17 protein-coding genes are annotated in these 18,869 nt (G+C 65.1%); 8 read left to right on the top strand and 9 right to left on the bottom strand.

Annotated features, from left to right (window positions below; all coding sequences use genetic code 11):
- The first annotated feature begins 49 nt into the window (after positions 1-49).
- From imuA to QHC78_RS06100, 3 genes are read left to right on the top strand one after another with little or no spacing between them, the layout of a single operon-like run.
- Complete coding sequence (imuA, locus tag QHC78_RS06110) at positions 50-802, top strand: translesion DNA synthesis-associated protein ImuA (RefSeq protein ID WP_319743002.1); 753 nt, start codon at positions 50-52, stop codon at positions 800-802.
- Positions 732-2,201 carry a Y-family DNA polymerase gene (locus QHC78_RS06105; protein WP_319743001.1) on the top strand — a complete coding sequence of 490 codons (1,470 nt, stop codon included), beginning with the start codon at positions 732-734 and terminating at the stop codon, positions 2,199-2,201. Before imuA ends, QHC78_RS06105 begins: the two co-directional genes overlap by 71 nt.
- Before the next feature lie 5 nt (positions 2,202-2,206).
- Positions 2,207-5,356, top strand: a complete 3,150-nt coding sequence (locus tag QHC78_RS06100; RefSeq protein ID WP_319743000.1) for an error-prone DNA polymerase — start codon at positions 2,207-2,209, stop codon at positions 5,354-5,356.
- Positions 5,357-5,697: 341 nt separating this feature from the next.
- On the opposite strand, the gene QHC78_RS06095 is transcribed toward QHC78_RS06100, so the two are convergent.
- The 9 genes from QHC78_RS06095 to QHC78_RS06055 all read right to left on the bottom strand — a co-directional run bounded on the left by QHC78_RS06095 (position 5,698) and on the right by QHC78_RS06055 (position 14,570).
- Entirely contained in the window at positions 5,698-6,195 is a 498-nt protein-coding gene (locus QHC78_RS06095; RefSeq protein WP_319742999.1) for an MgtC/SapB family protein, read from the bottom strand.
- 101 nt (positions 6,196-6,296) lie between these two features.
- On the bottom strand, positions 6,297-7,172 hold the full coding sequence (locus tag QHC78_RS06090) for a sugar phosphate isomerase/epimerase family protein (protein ID WP_319742998.1): 876 nt from the start codon (positions 7,170-7,172) through the stop codon (positions 6,297-6,299).
- Between the two features lie 8 nt (positions 7,173-7,180).
- On the bottom strand, positions 7,181-8,359 hold the full coding sequence (locus tag QHC78_RS06085; protein WP_319742997.1) for a dihydrodipicolinate synthase family protein: 1,179 nt from the start codon (positions 8,357-8,359) through the stop codon (positions 7,181-7,183).
- Positions 8,356-9,519, bottom strand: coding sequence for a Gfo/Idh/MocA family protein (locus QHC78_RS06080; protein ID WP_319742996.1), 1,164 nt, complete (start codon positions 9,517-9,519; stop codon positions 8,356-8,358). The genes QHC78_RS06085 and QHC78_RS06080 overlap by 4 nt, the downstream gene beginning before the upstream one ends.
- Positions 9,520-9,731: 212 nt before the next feature.
- Positions 9,732-11,354, bottom strand: coding sequence for a chaperonin GroEL (gene groL / locus QHC78_RS06075; protein ID WP_319742995.1), 1,623 nt, complete (start codon positions 11,352-11,354; stop codon positions 9,732-9,734).
- 27 nt (positions 11,355-11,381) lie between these two features.
- Entirely contained in the window at positions 11,382-11,699 is a 318-nt protein-coding gene (groES, locus tag QHC78_RS06070; RefSeq protein ID WP_319742994.1) for a co-chaperone GroES, read from the bottom strand.
- A 157-nt stretch (positions 11,700-11,856) separates the two neighbouring features.
- On the bottom strand, positions 11,857-12,489 hold the full coding sequence (locus QHC78_RS06065) for a diguanylate cyclase (protein ID WP_319742993.1): 633 nt from the start codon (positions 12,487-12,489) through the stop codon (positions 11,857-11,859).
- Positions 12,490-12,689: 200 nt separating this feature from the next.
- The gene (locus QHC78_RS06060; protein ID WP_319742992.1) at positions 12,690-13,502 is read right to left on the bottom strand and encodes a TauD/TfdA dioxygenase family protein; all 813 of its coding nucleotides are present in this window, start codon (positions 13,500-13,502) and stop codon (positions 12,690-12,692) included.
- Positions 13,503-13,655: 153 nt separating this feature from the next.
- Complete coding sequence (locus QHC78_RS06055) at positions 13,656-14,570, bottom strand: LysR family transcriptional regulator (protein WP_319742991.1); 915 nt, start codon at positions 14,568-14,570, stop codon at positions 13,656-13,658.
- A gap of 339 nt (positions 14,571-14,909) precedes the next feature.
- On the opposite strand from QHC78_RS06055, the gene QHC78_RS06050 reads away from it, so the two are divergent.
- From QHC78_RS06050 to QHC78_RS06030, 5 genes are all read left to right on the top strand, one after another.
- A complete protein-coding gene (locus QHC78_RS06050) occupies positions 14,910-15,896 on the top strand; it encodes a Bug family tripartite tricarboxylate transporter substrate binding protein (protein ID WP_319742990.1) in 987 nt (328 codons plus the stop codon).
- Positions 15,897-16,001: 105 nt separating this feature from the next.
- On the top strand, positions 16,002-16,451 hold the full coding sequence (locus QHC78_RS06045) for a hypothetical protein (protein ID WP_319742989.1): 450 nt from the start codon (positions 16,002-16,004) through the stop codon (positions 16,449-16,451).
- Between the two features lie 83 nt (positions 16,452-16,534).
- Positions 16,535-17,182, top strand: a complete 648-nt coding sequence (locus tag QHC78_RS06040) for a carbonic anhydrase (RefSeq protein ID WP_319742988.1) — start codon at positions 16,535-16,537, stop codon at positions 17,180-17,182.
- Between the two features lie 93 nt (positions 17,183-17,275).
- Positions 17,276-17,974: a hypothetical protein gene (locus tag QHC78_RS06035; RefSeq protein WP_319742987.1), complete on the top strand. Its 699-nt coding sequence runs from the start codon at positions 17,276-17,278 to the stop codon at positions 17,972-17,974.
- Positions 17,975-18,868 carry a cation diffusion facilitator family transporter gene (locus QHC78_RS06030; protein WP_319742986.1) on the top strand — a complete coding sequence of 298 codons (894 nt, stop codon included), beginning with the start codon at positions 17,975-17,977 and terminating at the stop codon, positions 18,866-18,868.
- Position 18,869 lies beyond the last annotated feature (1 nt).

Genomic DNA, 18,869 nt, shown 5'->3' with positions numbered 1-18,869 from the left:
GCCAATACTGTATATTTATACAGTATTGGCTCATTGTCGTTCGCCCGTCATGCCTGCCCAGGAAACCCTCTCGTCTTCGGCCCCTGCCCCCATCCACCCGCTCCTGTGGCGGGGGTCGCAGCTGGCGCATGCCAGCCGTCCATGCCTGGACACCGGCTACCCCGAGCTGTCCCGCAGCCTGCCCGGCGGGGGATGGCCGCTGGGCAGCCTGACCGAACTGCTACTCCCGCAGCCCGGCATAGGCGAAGTACGGTTGCTATTGCCGGCGCTGCGGCAAGTCCCCGCCGGTCGCAGCATCGTTCTGCTGCATCCGCCGCATGTCCCCTGTGCACAGGCCTGGATGGCCTACCGTATTCCCATCGGACAGCTGCTGTGGATCGCCCCTGGGCGCGAAGGCGATGCCCTGTGGGCGGCGGAACAAATCCTCAAGCACGGCAGTTGCGGCGCCCTGCTGTGTTGGTCATCGCACCCGCACGCGGCAGCCTTGCGCCGGCTGCACCTGGCCGCCCAATCCGGCGACACCGCTTTCTTCATGTTCCGCCCCATCCAGGCAGCGCGCGCTTCCTCGCCTGCTCCGCTGCGCTTGCAACTGGAAGCCGCCGGCGGCCACCTGCGGATCGAGGTCCTCAAGCGCCGGGGCCCCCGGCCCGATGCGCCGCTGCTACTGCCGCTGGCGGCCTTTTCTCCGGCCGGGAAAACCGGCCGCGTCCCCCTGTCCTCCGAGCCTCGCCATGCGTTTGTGGATCGGCATCTATCTGACCCAGCCCAGCCTCGACGCCCTGAACCCGCTCTGGCTGGATGAGGCGGCCGCCCCCCTGGCGGTGCTGGATCACGACACGGTCGTGGCCGTCACGCCGGCCGCCAGCCGGCTGGGCGTGCGGCCCGGCATGCGCAAGAAAGGCGCCGGCGCACTGGCACCCGCCACGGCATTCGTCCAGCGCGACGCGCTGCGCGAACGGCAGTTGCTCGATGCGGCCGCGCTCGCCATGCTGCAGTACACCCCCGAAGTCGCCTTCGGCCCGGACGCCAGCCTGCTGCTCGAAGTCGGCGCCAGCCTGCGCGCCTTCGGCGGCCCTGTTGCCTTGTGCCGACGCCTGCGCGGCACGCTGCGGCAACTCGGGTGCCATGCCCATCTCGGCATGGCACCCACGGCCCATGGCGCCTGGCTACTCGCTGCCCGTCCGGCGCCGGGGCCCCGGCGCGTCCTGCGCCTGGCCCCGATGATGCGCCGGGTATCGAAGCTCCCGTGTGCCTTGCTGCCTGCTGCCCGTCCTTACCAGGACTGGCTCGACGGCATCGGATGCCGCACCTTGGCCGCCCTGCTGGGCCTGCCTCGCCCCGGCCTGCAACGCCGCTGCGGCCCGGCCTTGATCCAGGCACTCGACCAGGTACGCGGGCAGGCGCCCGAGCTTTTCGACTGGGTCCAAGCACCGCTGGAATTCTCGGCCCGTATCGAATTGCTCGCCCGCATCGAGCACTCCCACGCCATACTGGCAGTGGCCCGGCGCCTCGTCCAGCAACTGGCAGGCTGGCTGGGTGCTGCCCAGGCCGCTGTGAGCAGCATCGTTCTGGTCCTAGAACACGAACGCGGCCGCCACGCCCGCCCCCCTACCCGCCTGGCCATCGCCCTGGCGGATCCGGGTTGGCAACCCGAACACCTGCTACGCCTGCTCAAGGAACATCTGGACCGGCTGGTGCTGGAAGCCCCCGCCATTGCCGTCGGCCTGCAAGCCGGCGCCATCGTATCGCGCGCCACGCCCTCCGCAACCCTCTTCACGGAGCCGGGCGGCACGCCGCAGGATCATGCCCGCCTCCTGGAACTGCTGGTGGCGCGGCTGGGACCCGATCGCGTCCTGGCCCCCTGCCCGCATCCCGACCATCGCCCGGAAGCCGCCAATCGCTGGTTGCCCATCCTGGACCGCGGCCAGCGGGCTGAAAGCGCCGGCGACTTCGCCGCCGAACGCCCGCTCTGGCTGCTGCAACAGCCCATTGCGCTCGTCATGCGCCACCACCGGCCCTACTACGGCACGCCCCTGCGCCTTCTGCACGGCCCCGAGCGCATCGAAAACGGCTGGTGGGACGGCATCCCCGTCTTGCGCGACTATTTCGTCGCGGAAAGCGAGGACAAGATCCGCTATTGGATTTATCTCGACCACGCCCTGGACGAACCGCGCTGGTATCTTCACGGCCTGTATGCCTGACCGCCATGGATACGCCTTCTTCCCTCGACGTCCGGCTTCCTGGCTATGCCGAACTGCAATGCCTGACCAACTTCACTTTCCTGCGCGGCGCCTCCTGGCCCGAGGAAATGGTCGAACGCGCCGCATCCCTGGGCTATGCCGCTCTTGCCATCACCGACGAATGCTCGCTGGCCGGCGTGGTCCGGGCCCACGTGCAGGCCAAGAAACAGGGACTGCCCCTGATCCTGGGCAGCCAGTTCCGGCTCGAAGACGACGCCGGCAACCCTTGCCTGGAACTGGTGCTGCTGGCCATGAACAAGGAAGGCTACGGCAAGCTTTCAGAGCTGATCACGCTCGCCCGCTCGCGCGCACCCAAAGGCAGTTATCGGCTGCGGCCCGATGATCTCGCCCGCCCACGGGCGGAATACGAACATTTGCGCGGCATGCCGGAATGCCTGGCCTTGCTCGTCCCGGCCCATGGCATCGAGGCTGGCCACCTGGGCGAACAGGCTGACTGGCTGGCCGCGACCTTCCCTGGCCGGTGCTGGCTGGCACTGAGCCTGCTCAATCGCGCGGGGGACGGCCGCCACCGCGACACGGTGGAAAGCGTGGCGCGGGAACGAGGCCTGCCGGTGGTTGCCACGGGCCAGGTGGAAATGCATGTGCGTTCGCGCAAGCCGCTGCACGATACCTTGTGCGGCATCCGGCTGCGCCGGCCGGTGGCCGAGTGCGGCTACGCACTGGCCATCAACGCCGAACAGCATTTGCGGGCACGCGTGCATCTGGCCAAGGTCTATCCTCAGGCGGCCCTGGACGAAAGCCTGCGCATCGCCCGGCTGTGCACCTTCAGCCTCGACGAGCTGAAATACGAGTACCCCGAAGAACTGGTGCCCCCGGGACAAACGCCCGCCGCCTACCTGCGCAGCGAAACCTATGCAGGCGCGCGCAGGCGGTTTCCCCAAGGCATTCCCCCGGCGGTCGAGGAAAAGCTCGAAAGGGAACTCGCGCTCATTGCCGAGCTCGAGTACGAAGCCTATTTCCTGACCGTCTACGATCTCGTCAAATTCGCCGACACCCGCGGCATTCTTTGCCAGGGCCGCGGATCGGCGGCCAACTCCGCCGTCTGCTATTGCCTGGGCATCACGGCCATTCCTCCCCACGAAAACACCTTGTTCGGACGCTTCATCAGCAAGGAGCGCAACGAACCTCCCGATATCGACGTCGACTTCGAGCACCAGCGCCGCGAAGAAGTCATCCAGTACATCTACGGGAAGTACGGCCGCCAGCGCGCCGCGCTGACCGGCGTGGTCATCACTTACCGTTCGCGCAGTGCGCTACGCGACGTCGGGCGCGCCTTGGGCATCGATCTCGCCCTGGTCGACCGGGTCGCCAAGGCCCATCAATGGTGGGACGGCAAGCAGAACATCCTGAAGCGCTTCCAGGAATGCGGACTGGCGGCCGATTCGCCAGCGGCACAGCTTTGGGCCGGCCTGACCGAACAGCTGCTGGGCTTTCCCCGCCATCTGTCCCAGCATCCCGGCGGCTTCGTCATGTCGCGCGGCCCGTTGTCGCGCCTCGTACCCATCGAGAACGCCGCCATGCCCAACCGCAGTGTCGTGCAATGGGACAAGGACGATCTGGACGCGGTCGGCCTGCTCAAGGTCGACGTACTGGCACTGGGCATGCTGACGGCGCTGAGGCGGGCGTTGGAGTTCGCCAACCAGCGCCGGCAATCCGACCTGAAGCTCTATTCCATACCCCAAGGGGACGAGGCGACCTACAAGATGATCTGCGAAGCAGACACCATAGGCGTCTTCCAGATCGAATCGCGCGCGCAGATGAGCATGCTGCCGCGGCTGCGCCCCCAGACCCTGTACGACCTCACCATCCAGGTCGCCATCGTCCGGCCCGGTCCCATCCAGGGCGGCATGGTCCATCCCTACCTGGCGCGGCGCCATCATCCGGAAAAAATTACCTACCCCAGCCCCAAGATCAAGCAGGCCCTGGCGCGCACGTGCGGGGTCCCGATCTTCCAGGAACAAGTAATGCAGATCGCCATGCTCGCGGCCGGCTACAGCGAAGGCGATGCCGATGGCCTGCGCCGATCCATGGCAGCCTGGAAACGCAAGGGCGACCTGGAGCGGCACTACGAGCGCATCATCGACGGCATGCTCATGAACGGCTACGAGCGTGAGTTCGCCGAAGCCATCTGCCGCCAGATCCAGGGCTTCGGCGAATACGGCTTTCCCGAATCGCATGCTGCCAGCTTCGCGCTGCTCGCCTACGCCAGTTCCTGGCTCAAGCGTCATGAGCCGGAGTCTTTCCTCGCCGCCTTGCTCAACAGCCAGCCCATGGGGTTTTACTCGTCCTATCAATTGATCCAGGACGCCCAGCGCCATGGCGTAGAAGTGCGTGCCGTCGACGTCCTCCTCAGCGATTGGGAAGCCAGGCTCGAACCGGCCGGCGAACGGCCGGCGGTGCGGCTGGGCCTCAACCAGGTGCAAGGCCTGCCCGAAAACGCAGGCCGGCGCATCCAGGCCGCGCGCGAGCAGGTGCCTTTCCGGGACGTTCCCGATCTTGCCCGGCGTGCCGATCTCGACCGCCGCGCCCTGCAGGCGCTCGCCGCCGCCGATGCGCTGCGCGCCCTCTCGGGCCACCGGCGCGCAGCCCTCTGGGAAGCCACCGACAGCTCGCCCCAGCGCGACCTGCTGCGCGATGCGATGGTCCACGAACCGGCCCCTCCGCTCGAGGCCCCCAACGAGGCCGACGACATCCGCGCCGACTACGAGACCCTGAAAATGACCCTGCGGCGCCATCCGCTGGCCTTGCTGCGGGATCGCCTGACCCGGCGCGGCTTCATGCCGGCCGAAGTGTTGAAGCGCTACCCCGACCGCCGCCTCGCGCGCGCCTGCGGCATCGTCACCGTGCGCCAGCGCCCCGGCACCGCCAAGGGCGCCATCTTCGTCACGCTGGAAGACGAAACCGGGCAAGTCAACGTCATCGTCTGGCCTGGCCTGGCAGAACGCCAGCGCCGCGAACTCGTCGGCGCGCCGCTGCTGGGCGTATACGGCACCTGGCAATCCCACGAGGGCGTACACCACCTGCTAGCCAAGCGCCTGGTCGACCTGACCCCTCTCCTGGGCAAGCTGGCGGTCTCCAGCCGGAACTTCTGCTGAGCTGTTGCTGTTGTTGTTGTCCCCCCCCCTACGCGCTGAAGGAAGGCCCACCCCAAGTGACCTTCGGTCACTCCCCTCAAGGGGCGGCACTGGCGGACCGGAAGGAAAGCCCACCCCAAGTGACCTTCGGTCACTCCCCTCAAGGGCGGCACTGGCGGACCGGCAAAGCCGGATCCGCGGTGCCCTGGGTCTAGTGAGAATTTCTTGAATTGCCACACCGTTGCTACCGCTGGCAGCCCGCGACAGCAACGGTGCTCCAACCCAAGAAAGCGGGATTAGATCGAGGGCACCGCGGATCCGGCTTTGCCGGTCCGCCAGTGCCGCCCCCTGGGGGGCGCGCGTCAGCGCGTAGGGGGGGGCGTCTTACGATCATGCGTGAACTTGCGTATCAACGCCAGGATCACCAAGGCAAACAATGTACTCAGGATGGCGGTCATTTCCCTGCCCATGCCGGCGGCGATGCCGATGGCCGCCGTGAGCCAGATGCTGGCGGCGGTGGTCAAGCCGTGGATCTCGCGGTTGTTATCTTTGAGGATGGCGCCTGCACCGAGAAAGCCTATGCCTGCGATCACGCCTTGCAGCACCCGGCTCATGTCCGCCACTTGCATGCCTCCCTGCAAGGGTACGAGTACGAACAAGGCCGCGCCCAATGCCACCAGCATATGGGTGCGCAGCCCCGCCGACGTGCCGCGGCTTTCGCGCTCCAGTCCCAGCAATCCCCCCAGTACGATGGCGACCACCAGGCGCACGAATACGCGGGTAAATTCGCCCGCGTCCGGAAGGTCCGAGAACTCCTGCGAGGCCGCGCTCCATACCTGTTCCCATAGTCCGCTTTCCATCGGTCCACCCCGGCATGTTTGCCAGAGGCCAGACTACGGCAGCTCGACCGCGGATGCGGTCACAAACCGCGCACGGCCGTAACAAGGTATGAACCGGCCCGTCAGACCACGGTGCGATGCCGCTCGACGCAGGTACGCAGGATGTCATCGGTATCGCGCGACCACCAGCGGGAAGAGAAGATCTCCACCTCGCTGTAGCCGGAGAAACCCTGGGACTCCACCCATGCCCGCACCTTCGGAATCTCGATCACGCCATCCCCCATCATGCCCCGGTCGTTCAGCAAATCCGTCGTCGGCGTCAGCCAGTCGCAGACGTGGAACGCCAGCAAGCGGCGCTTTCCGGCCCGCTCGATTTGCGCCTGCAGTTTCGGGTCCCACCATACGTGATACAGGTCCACCGCCACCCCGATATCGCCGGTGCCTGCCGGATCGAGCAGATCGCATACGTCCAGCGCCTGCTCCAAGGTATTGATGCAAGCGCGATCGGCCGCATACATCGGGTGCAGGGGCTCGATGGCAATCGGCATCTTGCGTTCTCGCGCGTATTCGAGCAACTGCCCGATGCCTTCCGTCACTTGCCCGCGGGCGTGCGCGAGGTCGTGATAACCGGCCTTGCCCTCCAGGGCGCCCGGCAGCCCTCCTACCACCAGCACCAGGCAGGCCGCGTTCAGCTCGCAGGCCTCGTCCACCGCGCGGCGGTTGTCGTCCCGCGCGCGCGCCAGACCCTCGTCATCCACGGCCGTGAACATGCCGCCTCGGCAGTAACCCGACAAGGCCAGGCCGTGGCTGCGCACCGCGCGCGATACCGCTTGCAGCCCCGCGGCGGCCACCTGGTCCCGCCACGGGGAAATGGCACGTATCTGGTGGCGGGCACAGGCATCGAGAATGTCCAGCAGCGGCACTTCCTTGCCCTGTGCCTTGCGCACGGTGGCCGTGTTGATGGACATCCATGAGTGATCGTTGGAGAAATCTCGCATGATTCGTCCTACAGGCCGTGCAGGGCCAGCAAGGTCCGCATGCGGTGCACGGCCAGCTCCGGTTTCTCGAGCAGTCCGGCCGCATCGGCCAGGCGGAACAGTTCGGCGAAATGCGCCAGCGAACGGGCGCTTTGCTGCCCGCCCACCATGGTGAAATGATCCTGATGGCCGTTGAGCCAGGCCATGAACACAATCCCTGTCTTGTAGAAGCGCGTGGGCGCAGCAAAGATATGGCGGGACAGCGGCACCGTAGGCTGCAGGATCTGGTTGAACCGGTCGCGGTTGCCGGCGGCCAGTTCGCCCAGCGCGGCGCTGGCGGCAGGCGCGATGGCATCGAAGATGCCCAGCAGCGCATCGCTGTGCCGGTGGGTCGGCAATTCCCCCTGGCCGTCCCCTGCGATCAGCTCGGCGTAGTTGAAGTCGTCGCCGGTATACATGCGCACGCCGGCGGGCAGGCGCCGCCGCATGGCGATTTCCCTGCCCTTGTCCAGCAACGAGATCTTGATGCCGTCCACTTTGCCCGGATGGGCGGTGATGACGCCCAGCGCCGCTTCCATGGCCGCATCGAGGTTCTCGCTGCCCCAGTAGCCCTTAAGCGCGGGATCGAACATGTCCCCCAGCCAGTGCAAGATGACAGGCTGGCGTGCTTGGCCCAGGACGCGCTCATAGACCCGTTCATAATCGGCAGGGCCCCGGGCCACCCGGGCCAGGGCACGGCTGGCCATCACGATCAGCCGCCCGCCCAGGGCCTCGATGGCCTCCATCTGTTCCTCGTAGGCGCGGATGACGTCATCTACGTTGCGCGCAGCCTCGGGCGCCAGCTGGTCCGTCCCGCATCCCGACGCAACGAGCGCGCCCGGCACGTCGCGCGCCGCTTCCAACGAACGGCGGATCAACGCCAGCGAGGTGGGCCAGTCCAAGCCCATGCCGCGCTGGGCCGTATCCATGGCCTCTGCCACGCCCAGGCCCAGGGCCCATAGACGCTGGCGATACGCGATAGTCGCGTCCCAGTCCACCGAGCACTGCAGCCAAGGATCGACGTCAGCCAACGGATCGCTCACCACATGAGCGGCCGAATACGCAATGCGATTGAACCGGGGAGTGGCCGGCGGCTCGAACGGGGCGGCAGCACGCAGTTCGTAGCGCGACAGTCCCTGGCTCAAAGGCAAGGTGATGGACAGGCTCATCGCGCGGCCCCGACATCCAGCCTGGGCACGTCTACCCACCGGCGTTCTTTCCAGCTTTGCAGCGCCGCCTCGACCAGCTGTACCCCCTTGGCGCCTTCAGGCAGCGTCCACCGATAGGGAGCATCTTCCACGACATGGCGGATGAAGTGTTCCCACTGCACCTTGAACCCGTTGTCGTAGACCTGGGTGTCGGGCACCTCCTGCCACTGCTCGAAGAACGGCATGGTCTGCTTGACGTCGGGATTCCAGACCGGCTTGGGCGTGTTGACGCGCGACTGGGTCCGGCAGTCGGTCAGCCCGGCGACCGCCGATCCATGCGTGCCGTCGACATGGAAGGTCACGAGGTCGTCGCGCCGGACCCGCGTGACCCACGAGCTGTTGACCTGGGCGACCACGCCGCCCGCGAGCTCGAAAGTGGCATAGCAGGCGTCGTCGGCCGTGGCCTCGTAGGGCTTGCCGGCTTCGTCCCAGCGCGTGGGGATATGGGTCTTGCCCAGGCACGACACCGCCTGGACTTCGCCAAACAGGTTGTCCAGCACATAGCGCCAGTGGCAGACCATGTCGAGGATGATGCCGCCCCCATCCTCGGTACGGTAGTTCCAGGAGGGGCGCTGTATGGGCTGCAAGTCCCCCTCGAATACCCAGTAGCCGAACTCGATGCGCACCGAGAGGATCTTGCCGAAGAAGCCCGCCTTGTTGAGCATATCCAGTTTGCGCAGCCCGGGCAGGAAGAGCTTGTCCTGCACGGCACCGTGCTTGAGGCCCGAGTTCTCGGCCAGCCGGCAGATTTCTACCGCTTCATTGAGATTGGTGGCAATAGGCTTTTCGCAATAGACGTGCTTGCCCGCCCGAATGGCCTTGGCCAGGAGCGTAGGACGCATCTGCGTCGTTCCCGCATCGAAAAAAATCGTGTCGTCCGGATTGGCCAGGGCCTCGTCCAGGTTGGTCCCCCACCGCGGAATGTCGTAGGCGCGTGCGAGCGCTTCGATTTTTTCCGCGTTGCGGCCGATCAGGACCGGATCCGGCATGACCCTGTCGCCGCTGGATAGTGTGACCCCGCCCTGGTTGCGTATGGCCACGATGGACCGGATCAGGTGCTGGTTCATCCCCATGCGGCCGGTTACCCCGTGCATGATGAGGCCGAGTCGTTGTGTAGCCATGCGTTGTCTCCGTATCAGCGGGTGGTTTGCACTTAATTCACTATTTGGTGAATAGTGGAGACGAAGCGGCGGGATGTCAACGGCGCCCGCGCCATGCGGACAGCCGGATAAACCCTAGGTCGATGGGGCGCAAGGCGTGCACCGGCAGGGGACGAGCAAAAAAAACCGCGCCGGGGAAACGGCGCGGTTGCGTGGGGCAACGAGGCGGCTGCTTAGAAGTCCATGCCGCCGGCGGCAGGAGCCGGGGCCTTTTCTTCCTTGGGCAGCTCGGCCACCGTAGCGTCGGTGGTAAGGATCAGCCCGGCGATGGAGGCCGCATTCTGCAGTGCGGTGCGAGTCACCTTGGTGGGGTCCACCACGCCGATCGCGACCAGGTCGCCGTATTCCCCGGTGGCGGCGTTATAGCCGAAGTTGCCCTTGCCTTCGAGCACCTTGGACACTACGACCGACGGCTCTTCGCCCGCATTGGCGACGATGGCGCGCAACGGGGCTTCCAGCGCACGTTGCACGATGCGTATGCCCGCATCCTGGTCGGCATTGGCGCCCTTGAGCTGTTCGACCGCGGCTCGCGCACGCAGCAGCGCAACGCCGCCGCCCGGCACGATACCTTCGTCCACGGCGGCACGCGTGGCGTGCAAGGCGTCGTCGACGCGGTCCTTTTTCTCCTTCATTTCCACTTCGGTTGCCGCGCCGACCTTGATCACGGCCACGCCGCCGGCAAGCTTGGCGACGCGCTCCTGCAGCTTCTCGCGGTCGTAGTCGCTGGTGGCCTGCTCGATCTGGGTCTGGATGGACTTGACCCGGGCATCGATGCGCGACTGCTCGCCGGCACCGTCGATGATGATAGTGTTTTCCTTCTGGACCTCGACCCGCTTGGCCCGGCCCAGGTCTTCCAGCGTCGCCTTGTCGAGCTGCTTGCCAGTTTCCTCGGAAATGACCGTGGCGCCGGTGAGGATGGCGATGTCTTCCAGCATGGCCTTGCGCCGGTCGCCGAAGCCTGGCGCCTTGACCGCCGCGACCTTCAGCACGCCGCGCATGGCGTTGACCACCAGGGTCGCGAGCGCTTCGCCGTCCACGTCCTCGGCCACGATCAGCAAGGGCTTGCCCGCCTTGGCGGCCGTCTCGAGCACAGGCAGGAGCTCGCGGATGTTGGAGATCTTCTTGTCGTGCAGCAGGATCAGCGGATCATCGAGCTGGACGATCTGCTTCTCCGGCTCATTGATGAAGTACGGGCTCAGGTAGCCGCGGTCGAACTGCATTCCCTCGACGATGTCGAGTTCGTTTTCCAACGACTTGCCGTCCTCGACGGTAATCACGCCTTCCTTGCCGACCTTGTCCATGGCCTCGGCAATGATCTTGCCCACCGCTTCATCGGCGTTGGCCGACAGCGCCGCGACCTGGGCGATTTCCTTGCCGGTCGAGATAGGCTTGGAAAGCTTGCGCAGCTCGTCGACTACCGTCGATACGGCCTTGTCGATGCCGCGCTTGAGGTCCATCGGATTCATGCCGGAGGCGACATACTTCATGCCCTCCTGCACGATGGCCTGGGCCAGCACCGTGGCGGTGGTGGTGCCATCGCCGGCGACGTCGGCGGTCTTGGAGGCGACCTGCTTGACGATCTGCGCCCCCATGTTCTCGAACTTGTCCTTGAGTTCGATTTCCTTGGCCACCGACACACCGTCCTTGGTCACGACCGGAGCGCCGAAGCTGCGTTCGAGCAGCACGTTGCGGCCCTTGGGACCGAGGGTCACCTTGACCGCATCGGCCAGTATGTTGACGCCCTGCACGACACGGGCACGGGCGCTATCGTGAAACTTGACGTCTTTCGCACTCATGTTTTTCTCCTCGTAGCCGTTCGATCGTCAGGCAGCTTTCTTGAGTTCCCCCTGGTCACCCTCGAGGACCCCCAGTACGTCTTCTTCACGCATGACGAGGAATTCCTCGCCATCGATCTTCACGGTCTGGCCGGCGTACTTGCCGAACAGCACGTGGTCGCCGACCTTGAGCTGCAGCGGTCGCACGCTGCCGTCATCGAGCGTCTTGCCGGGTCCCGCCGCGACGACTTCCCCCTGTTCGGGCTTTTCCGCCGCAGTGTCCGGGATCACGATCCCCGAGGCCGTCTTGCGTTGCTGTTCGATCCGCTTGACGATCACCCGGTCGTGAAGGGGACGAATCTTCATGATCAATCTCCTAAGCGATTGCAGATCATCAAAAAGGGATACCGGCGCCCCCGTTGGGATGGGCGCCTGGCAGGCTATTGCTGCGGAGCGAAAATATGAGCGCCGCCTCGGCCTTCAAGAGGCCGAGGCGCACGCCATTTGTATCCAATTGAAACAATCAGAAAATAATGCGGTCGACCTTGCCGAGGCGATAAACAGCCCGCCCGGCGCGGGCCGTTTCAAGCGGATACGGCGCGAACGGGCACGGCAGCGCCCTACCCCCAGCGCTGTCGAGGGTGCTGTCCTCGTCGGCGACCTCCCCCCACAAGCCCCCCTTGCGGGGGCGGAACAGCCAGCGCACGTAGCCTTTGTGGGCCGCCATGCGCATCAATTCATCGCGGTCCGGCGCTTCCATGACGACGCCGGGCTCGCCGTCATCGGCATCGGGATAGTCACCAAAGGCGCGGTGCCCTGCCAGCGCCTCGCTGGCCGGTGCGCCCAGCCGCCACCAGGGCCGGCCCACCTGGCGCTCCAAGTCCCACGCGCCCAGCTGCCAGGCGGCATCGAGCAAGGACTGCTCGATCTCTTCGATGCCTTCGCCGCGCGCCTCGATTTGCAATGCCGAGCCCGCCACCGAGCGCAACGGCACCGGGATGCCGGGCAGCCTCAACGGCGTCTCCCGCGCAAAGCCATGCCAGTGGATGATAAGAATGATGGGCGTATCACGCCGCGGGACCGTCGCCGCGGTAACCGCGTAGATAGGCAATCGGGTGGCCGTCACCTGGGCCGAAATCGTTTCAAAGACGTCCATCTAGCCTCCGATTCGATTTGCGATCGTCTCGCCGCCTGCCCGGTCTACAGGCCGGACCCCGGGGCGAAAACCTGCAGCGCCGCCGCGCATGCATGCCAAAAATGTATCGCGGCGCCTCGGCGCCTTCAAGCATGCGGGGGCGCATGCCTGAGGGCGCCGGGCGCCGCAAACTAAATGCCCGGGGTCTCGGAGATGTGAGGTCAGCCGGCCTTCGGCGGCTCCGTGCCCTCGACCTGCACGCGGAAGCCCGAACGAACGTGGGGCCAGTAGTCCCAGATCGCCTTGTGATGAGTACAGCGGTTATCCCAGAACGCGATCGAATGGGGTTCCCAGCGGAAGCGGCAGGTCCATTCGGGCTTGTTGCAATGATCCACCAGGAATTGCAGGATCCGGTCGCCTTCCAGCTTGGGCAATTCGTTGATGCGCGCGGTGAAATCGGTATTCACGAAAATCAGCTTCTTGCCGCTTTCCGGATGCTTGACGATGACCGGATGCGACGAGATGGGCGTGCCGGGGCCGAACACCCGGGTGCCGTCGTGGGTCGCGGTGAGGCCCTCGAGGTAGGTCTTCATCCGGGGCGACAAGGCGTCGTAGGCGGCATACATGCTTGCGAACATGGTGTCGCCGCCGCCATGGGGAGGCACGGTGTGGTTGTACAGCATGCTGCCCAGCGGCGGGATAGGCGCGCAGGACTGGTCGCTATGGAAGTTCTCGCCCGAGATCTGCTTGGAGGTCTCGTCGTAGTGGAACTTGCGCACGTACGGGTTATCCGTGGTCTTGCTGATGGTATTGACGCCGACGTGCTTGCCGAGCGGACCGAAATAACTCGCGGTACGGATCTGGTCTTCGAAACTGATTTTCTGGTTTCTGAAGAAAATAACCTGGAATTCGATGAATGCCGCCTTCAGTTCGGTCACTTCCTGGTCCGTCAGGGGCCGGGTGAGATCGATATTTCCGATTTCCGCGCCAATATGCGGAGATATCGGGGTAACGGTGATGCATTCGTATTTCATAATCTGCTCCCTGACTCGGCGAAAATAAATCCGGAAAATAAAAATGCGAGGGCACCCAATCCGTACCCCTCCGGTATGGAGCGAATCATGCTCCTTGCCCGGCATTTCAGCTAGCATCGAGCTCGACTACTAGTTATGCACTTTTCGCATTACTCAGTCGATAGGCTCGCTGCCCACCAAGGTATCGGCCGCGGTTTGCCGCAGCAGGTCCACGGTTTTTGTCGTCAGCAGCGTCGGGGGACGCCGGCTGTGGGTCACCAGGCCGATGCTGGCCGCGATGACCGGCTCGACCAGCGGACAGATCCGCAATTCGGTACTTTGCATGCCGGCACGCACCAGGTTGTAGGGCACCACGGCCGCGCCGAATCCCTTGTCCACCAGCGCCACGATGGCTTCTACCCCATCGATCTCGAAGGCGATGTCCAGCGCGATGCCCTGGCGTGTGGCCTCGGTTTCCACGAGCGTGCGCAGCGGGTGGGGCTCGGTGGGAAAGATCAGCCTATGCTCGGCAAGATGGGAGAAGGCCAGCGGCTTGCTGTCCCCGCTTTCCTCGGTCTTGCGCAGGATCAGGCACAAGGGCTCGCGGACGATGGGCTCGATTTCGGTCAGCGTCGAAACGGAGGGGTCGTACATCAACGCCGCGTCGAGCTTATCGGATATCAGCCGCTCGTACAGCGTCATGCTCAAGGCTTCGACGATGGTCAGCCTGGCCAGCGGAAAGCGCTCGCTGAAAGCACGGACCAGCGGCACGGTAAGCACGCGCCCCAGGGACGGCGGCATGCCGACCACCACGCGGCCCGTGATCTCGGTTTCCGAGCGGGACAATACCTGGGTCGCCGCGTCGAACTGTTGAAGCACGCTGCGGGCGAACAGGCAGAATTGCTCGCCGGCATCGGTCAACGCAATGCCCCGCCCGTGGCGATGGAATAGCGTCTTGCGCAGTTCCACCTCCAGTTGGCGGATCTGCCGGCTCAGGAACGGCTGCCCCACCCCGAGCGCGGCGGCGGCGCGGCTGAAACTGCCGTGTTCGGCCACCCGGACAAAGTGCTCCAGCTGCTTGAAATCCATGTTTTTTCGCTTAACAGAAATGCATTATTTGCATAGCTTGTTGCTATCTTCCCGTCTCACGCCAGTTTTGACAAGCGGCGGGAAAAATTTCTTGACAGGCCAAGACACCGCCTTATAGTGTGTCACCAATTAACCATTGGACCATATACGAAACACCATACTGGGTTTTTACATCACTCATCTATCGGTTGTTCCTGATACCCGGCCATGGTTTGCGCAAATCGTCTGGTTTGCACGAATTACTTTAGGAAGAGACACCCGGATAAAAATCCGGAATACCTGAGCCGGTTCGGCCGGATAAATATTTTCTTCCCATTTTTTCGTCGAGAGAGCATTACCATGGCTTTGAGAAAATATGCGCTGCCCACCTGTGTTGCCGCAGCGATCGCATCCCTGGGCCTGGCCGGCGGCGCCCATGCCCAAGGTTATCCCGCCCGTCCCGTCACTATCGTGGTGCCGTTTGCAGCCGGTGGCTCTTCCGACATCCTGGCGCGTGCATTCGGCGCTTCCCTGGCTCAACGCCTGGGGCAGCCGGTCATCATAGAGAACAAGCCGGGCGCGGGCGGCATCATCGCCTCCGACTATGTCTCGCGCGCCCAGGCCGACGGCTACACCCTACTGTTCGGCACCATCGGCACGCACGCCATCAATGCCGTGCTGAAGAAAACCCTCCCCTTCGACGTCAGCAAGAGCTTTACCGCTATCGGCAGGCTGCAGGACGGTCCGCTGGTGCTGGTCGTCCACCCCAAGCTGCCGGTCAAGAACCTGAAAGAACTGGTTGATTATGCCCGGGCCAACCCGGACAAACTGTCCTACGCCTCGGCCGGCATAGGCGCGATCTCGCATCTCGGCGGAGAGCTGTTCAAGTCCGAAGCGAAGGTCGACATTACGCACATTCCCTATAAAGGGGGTGGCGCCGCGATGCCCGACCTGCTGGGCGGCCAGGTCGAGCTGATGCTCGAGACCATCCCCAATACCCTCTCCTCGGTGCGCGCAGGCAAGTTGCGCGCCCTGGCTATCAGCAGCGAAGCGCGTTCGGCCTCCCTGCCCGATGTGCCTACCTTCAAGGAAGGCGGCCTGTCCGGACTGAACGTCACGACCTGGACCGGTCTGTTCGGCCCTGCCGGCATGCCGGCCGACGTCACGGCGCGCCTGAATGCCGAAATCACCAAGATTGCCAGCGATCCGGACTACATCAAGCGCATCGAGGCGACCGGCAGCGAAGTGGCCAAGCCCATGTCCGGCGACCAGTTCGCCGCCTTCGTCGCCAGCGAAGTGACCCGCTGGCGGAAAGTGGCGGAAGCTGCGGGCGTCCAGCCGGAATAAGTCTCCATCGCCCTGTTAAACCCGGAAATGACCGCAACGGCGCTGTAACCCCTCATGGCGAAGCGGGCCGCTAAGCTGGGCCTGTGAACGAAGGGGACGCCCGCCATGCGTATTCCACCCACGACGCGCGAGACACGCTATACCGCCGAGGCGCATCTGCGGTCGGTCGTCTCGCCGCTGCGCCCGGATATCCCGGCGCACGCCGTCACCATCGAGACCGACGAACGGGGGCTGTGGAGCGCCCAGATTTTCGGTGTGGAGCAATCGCTGCAAAGCCCCGGCGAATCGCTGTACAGCGAGGTCCTGGACCGGCTGTCGCACTGGCACCCGATCTACGACCGGGAAGAAATGGCCGCTCTGCTGACTACCCTGAAGATCATTGCGCCCAAGGCAGGGGTGGCCATCCCGCCGGGGGCCCTGAAACTGATCGAGCTTCCGGCCGGCGTACTGGTGCTGACGCTGAACGACAGGGCCGTCGTGGCCTCCGAAGACCCGCTCCACCTGCTTTCCCAGGCCGTACTGCGGCTGCGCGCCCGGCAGGACGGCGCCCGCTAAGACCCGCGGCCCGTTCCAGGCGGCAGCCGGGCTGGTATCATTCTTTCTCCCCGCCCTGGCGGCGGGCATGCAACAGGTGAAGAATGTTTCCAGCACGACTCACGGACGGCTACCGCTCGTTCCTCGGCGGCCGCTTCAATGACGAGCGCGCCCGCTATCAGACGCTCGCCGAAAAGGGCCAGAAGCCCGAAATCATGGTTATAGGCTGTTGCGATTCGCGCGTGGCCCCCGAAGTGATCTTCGACGCCGGCCCGGGCGAGATCTTCGTCGTTCGCAACGTTGCCAATCTCGTCCCGCCTTATGAAGGCGGCACCCAGAACTACCACGGCACCAGCGCAGCGCTGGAGTTCGCGGTGCAGTCCCTGCGCGTCAAGCACATCGTGGTGCTGGGCCATGCGCTGTGCGGCGGCATTTCAGCCTTCGCCAATAGCGCCGACCCGCTTTCCCCGGGCGACTTCATCGGCAAGTGGATGCAGCAGATCGCGCCGGTGGTCGAACGCATTGTCCCGCCGGGCGAGAATCCAGCCATGTATATCAGGCAACTCGAGCTGGCGACGGTCGAACACAGCCTCGCCAACCTGATGAGCTTTCCCTGTGTCCGCATCCTCGTCGAACGCGGCCAGCTGCAATTGCATGGCGCCTACTTCGGCGTGGCGACCGGTGTGCTGCTGATACGCGATCCTGCGACAGGCGAATTCCGCCCGGTCACGGAAACCCCGCCGCTGGGCTGACCGGCGGCGCAACAACTTTTACGCAACGTCATCCGGCCCCGGCGGTCCAAGCCCCTTTAGGCGCTCACCGTCGGTGTGCATGGAGCCAGGATCATGATGCTACGGATTGCCGTCGCGGCGGCTTTATTCCTACCCCTGCTCGCTCACGCGGCAGGCACCGCAAAACTGGCTGGCGTGGATGACCAGGGCCGCCCCTTCTCCGCCTCCGTCGAATACTCGGGCGACCACCTGCGTGCCGCCTCGCCCCAGCAGCCGAATACCTACCTGCTGTCCCGTGGCGGCAAGGTCTATGCGGTCAGCAGCGTCAACGGCCAGCAGGTCGTAATGGAAGCAGCCGATCTCATGCGGGTGGCCGGTGGCCTGATGCCGAGCCCCACCGCCGCGCTCGAGCAGGTCAGCGCCATCGTTTCGCTGCAGCCGACGACGCGGCGGGAAACGGTCGCCGGGCTCGATGGTACCGTCTACGTCTTGACCTATGAAGACGGCCAGCGGCGGCGCCGCACCGAGGAGCTGGTACTGTCGCCGTCCCCTGCGGCGAGCGAACTGACCTCGGCAGCGGTGAGGCTGGGCAAGACGCTGGCGAAGCTGGCCGGCACGCTGCTGCCCAAGGGGGCCGACGAGCTGGCCGCCCGCCTGCAGGCCGACGGGCTGGGCCTGTTGCGCTTCGGTGACCGCTTCAAGGTAGAAGCCATCGATGACCGCCCTCCGGCGTCCCAACGTTTCGAGCTGCCCAGCGGCTCCTTCCAGTTGCCGGACCTGCGAGGCTTGCTGCCCGGGCTGGGAGGCCGCTGATTGCCCACACGTGCCGCCCGATTCAGCGTGGTAACGATTGCCGTGGGCGTCATCGTCCTCGGCATGAAATATGTGGGCTACCTGCTCACTGGCAGCATTGCACTCTACTCCGATGCCCTTGAGAGCATCATCAATGTCGCCACCGCCGTCGTCACGCTGATCGCGGTTTCGGTAAGCGCCATTCCCGCCGACTCCAACCATCCCTATGGCCACAATAAAGCCGAATACCTCTCGGCTGTGCTGGAAAGCACGCTGATCCTCGTGGCCGCGTTCACCATCCTGCGGGAAGCCTATGAAGGCTTCCTGCGTCCCCGCCCGCTGGAAACGCCGCTGCTCGGCACCGCCATCAACCTGGCCGCCACCTTGATCAACGGGGTCTGGGGGGCCATGCTGATGCGCTATGGCCGCCGGTGGCGCTCTCCGGCGCTGGTGGCCGACGGCCGCCACCTATGGACCGATGTCATATCGTCGGTCGGCGTGGCGGCGGGGGTAGCCCTGGTCGCGCTGACCGGGTGGCTGCGCCTGGACGCCATCGTGGCCGGCCTGGTTGCCCTGCACATACTGTGGTCGGGATGGCGGCTGATGCGCGAATCGGTCGGCGGCCTCATGGACGAAGCGCTACCCGAGGAAATCGTCGCCGGCGTGCGGCAGATCATCCGCGACACCGCGACGGGCGCGATGCAGGCCAATATGCTGCGCTCGCGGCGATCCGGCTCGCGCGTCTTCATCGAATTCAACCTGGTCGTTCCGGGCGACATGCCGGTCGCCGCCGCACATGCCATCTGCGACCGGCTGGAAGATGCCATCCAGCGCTATGTCGAAGGCAGTTCGATCGTCATCCACCTTGAACCCGAACAGCGAGCCCTGGCCTCGCCCGACGTCCGTATAAGCTGAC

Source organism: Pigmentiphaga sp., assembly GCF_033795525.1.
In the GTDB taxonomy this organism is placed as follows: Bacteria; Pseudomonadota; Gammaproteobacteria; order Burkholderiales; family Burkholderiaceae_B; genus Pigmentiphaga.
This window is presented reverse-complemented; position numbering and strand designations above follow the sequence as displayed.

What these genes read in the sequence shown, in the direction of transcription:
- QHC78_RS06100 (WP_319743000.1), top strand. Translation starts at nt 2,207, where the DNA reads ATGGATACGCCTTCTTCCCTCGACGTCCGGCTTCCTGGCTATGCCGAA.
- QHC78_RS06085 (WP_319742997.1), bottom strand. Translation starts at nt 8,359, where the DNA reads ATGAGCCTGTCCATCACCTTGCCTTTGAGCCAGGGACTGTCGCGCTAC.
- QHC78_RS06035 (WP_319742987.1), top strand. Translation starts at nt 17,276, where the DNA reads ATGATGCTACGGATTGCCGTCGCGGCGGCTTTATTCCTACCCCTGCTC.
- QHC78_RS06060 (WP_319742992.1), bottom strand. Translation starts at nt 13,502, where the DNA reads ATGAAATACGAATGCATCACCGTTACCCCGATATCTCCGCATATTGGC.
- QHC78_RS06050 (WP_319742990.1), top strand. Translation starts at nt 14,910, where the DNA reads ATGGCTTTGAGAAAATATGCGCTGCCCACCTGTGTTGCCGCAGCGATC.
- groES (WP_319742994.1), bottom strand. Translation starts at nt 11,699, where the DNA reads ATGAAGATTCGTCCCCTTCACGACCGGGTGATCGTCAAGCGGATCGAA.
- QHC78_RS06090 (WP_319742998.1), bottom strand. Translation starts at nt 7,172, where the DNA reads ATGCGAGATTTCTCCAACGATCACTCATGGATGTCCATCAACACGGCC.
- groL (WP_319742995.1), bottom strand. Translation starts at nt 11,354, where the DNA reads ATGAGTGCGAAAGACGTCAAGTTTCACGATAGCGCCCGTGCCCGTGTC.
- imuA (WP_319743002.1), top strand. Translation starts at nt 50, where the DNA reads ATGCCTGCCCAGGAAACCCTCTCGTCTTCGGCCCCTGCCCCCATCCAC.
- QHC78_RS06045 (WP_319742989.1), top strand. Translation starts at nt 16,002, where the DNA reads ATGCGTATTCCACCCACGACGCGCGAGACACGCTATACCGCCGAGGCG.
- QHC78_RS06065 (WP_319742993.1), bottom strand. Translation starts at nt 12,489, where the DNA reads ATGGACGTCTTTGAAACGATTTCGGCCCAGGTGACGGCCACCCGATTG.
- QHC78_RS06055 (WP_319742991.1), bottom strand. Translation starts at nt 14,570, where the DNA reads ATGGATTTCAAGCAGCTGGAGCACTTTGTCCGGGTGGCCGAACACGGC.
- QHC78_RS06040 (WP_319742988.1), top strand. Translation starts at nt 16,535, where the DNA reads ATGTTTCCAGCACGACTCACGGACGGCTACCGCTCGTTCCTCGGCGGC.
- QHC78_RS06105 (WP_319743001.1), top strand. Translation starts at nt 732, where the DNA reads ATGCGTTTGTGGATCGGCATCTATCTGACCCAGCCCAGCCTCGACGCC.
- QHC78_RS06080 (WP_319742996.1), bottom strand. Translation starts at nt 9,519, where the DNA reads ATGGCTACACAACGACTCGGCCTCATCATGCACGGGGTAACCGGCCGC.
- QHC78_RS06095 (WP_319742999.1), bottom strand. Translation starts at nt 6,195, where the DNA reads ATGGAAAGCGGACTATGGGAACAGGTATGGAGCGCGGCCTCGCAGGAG.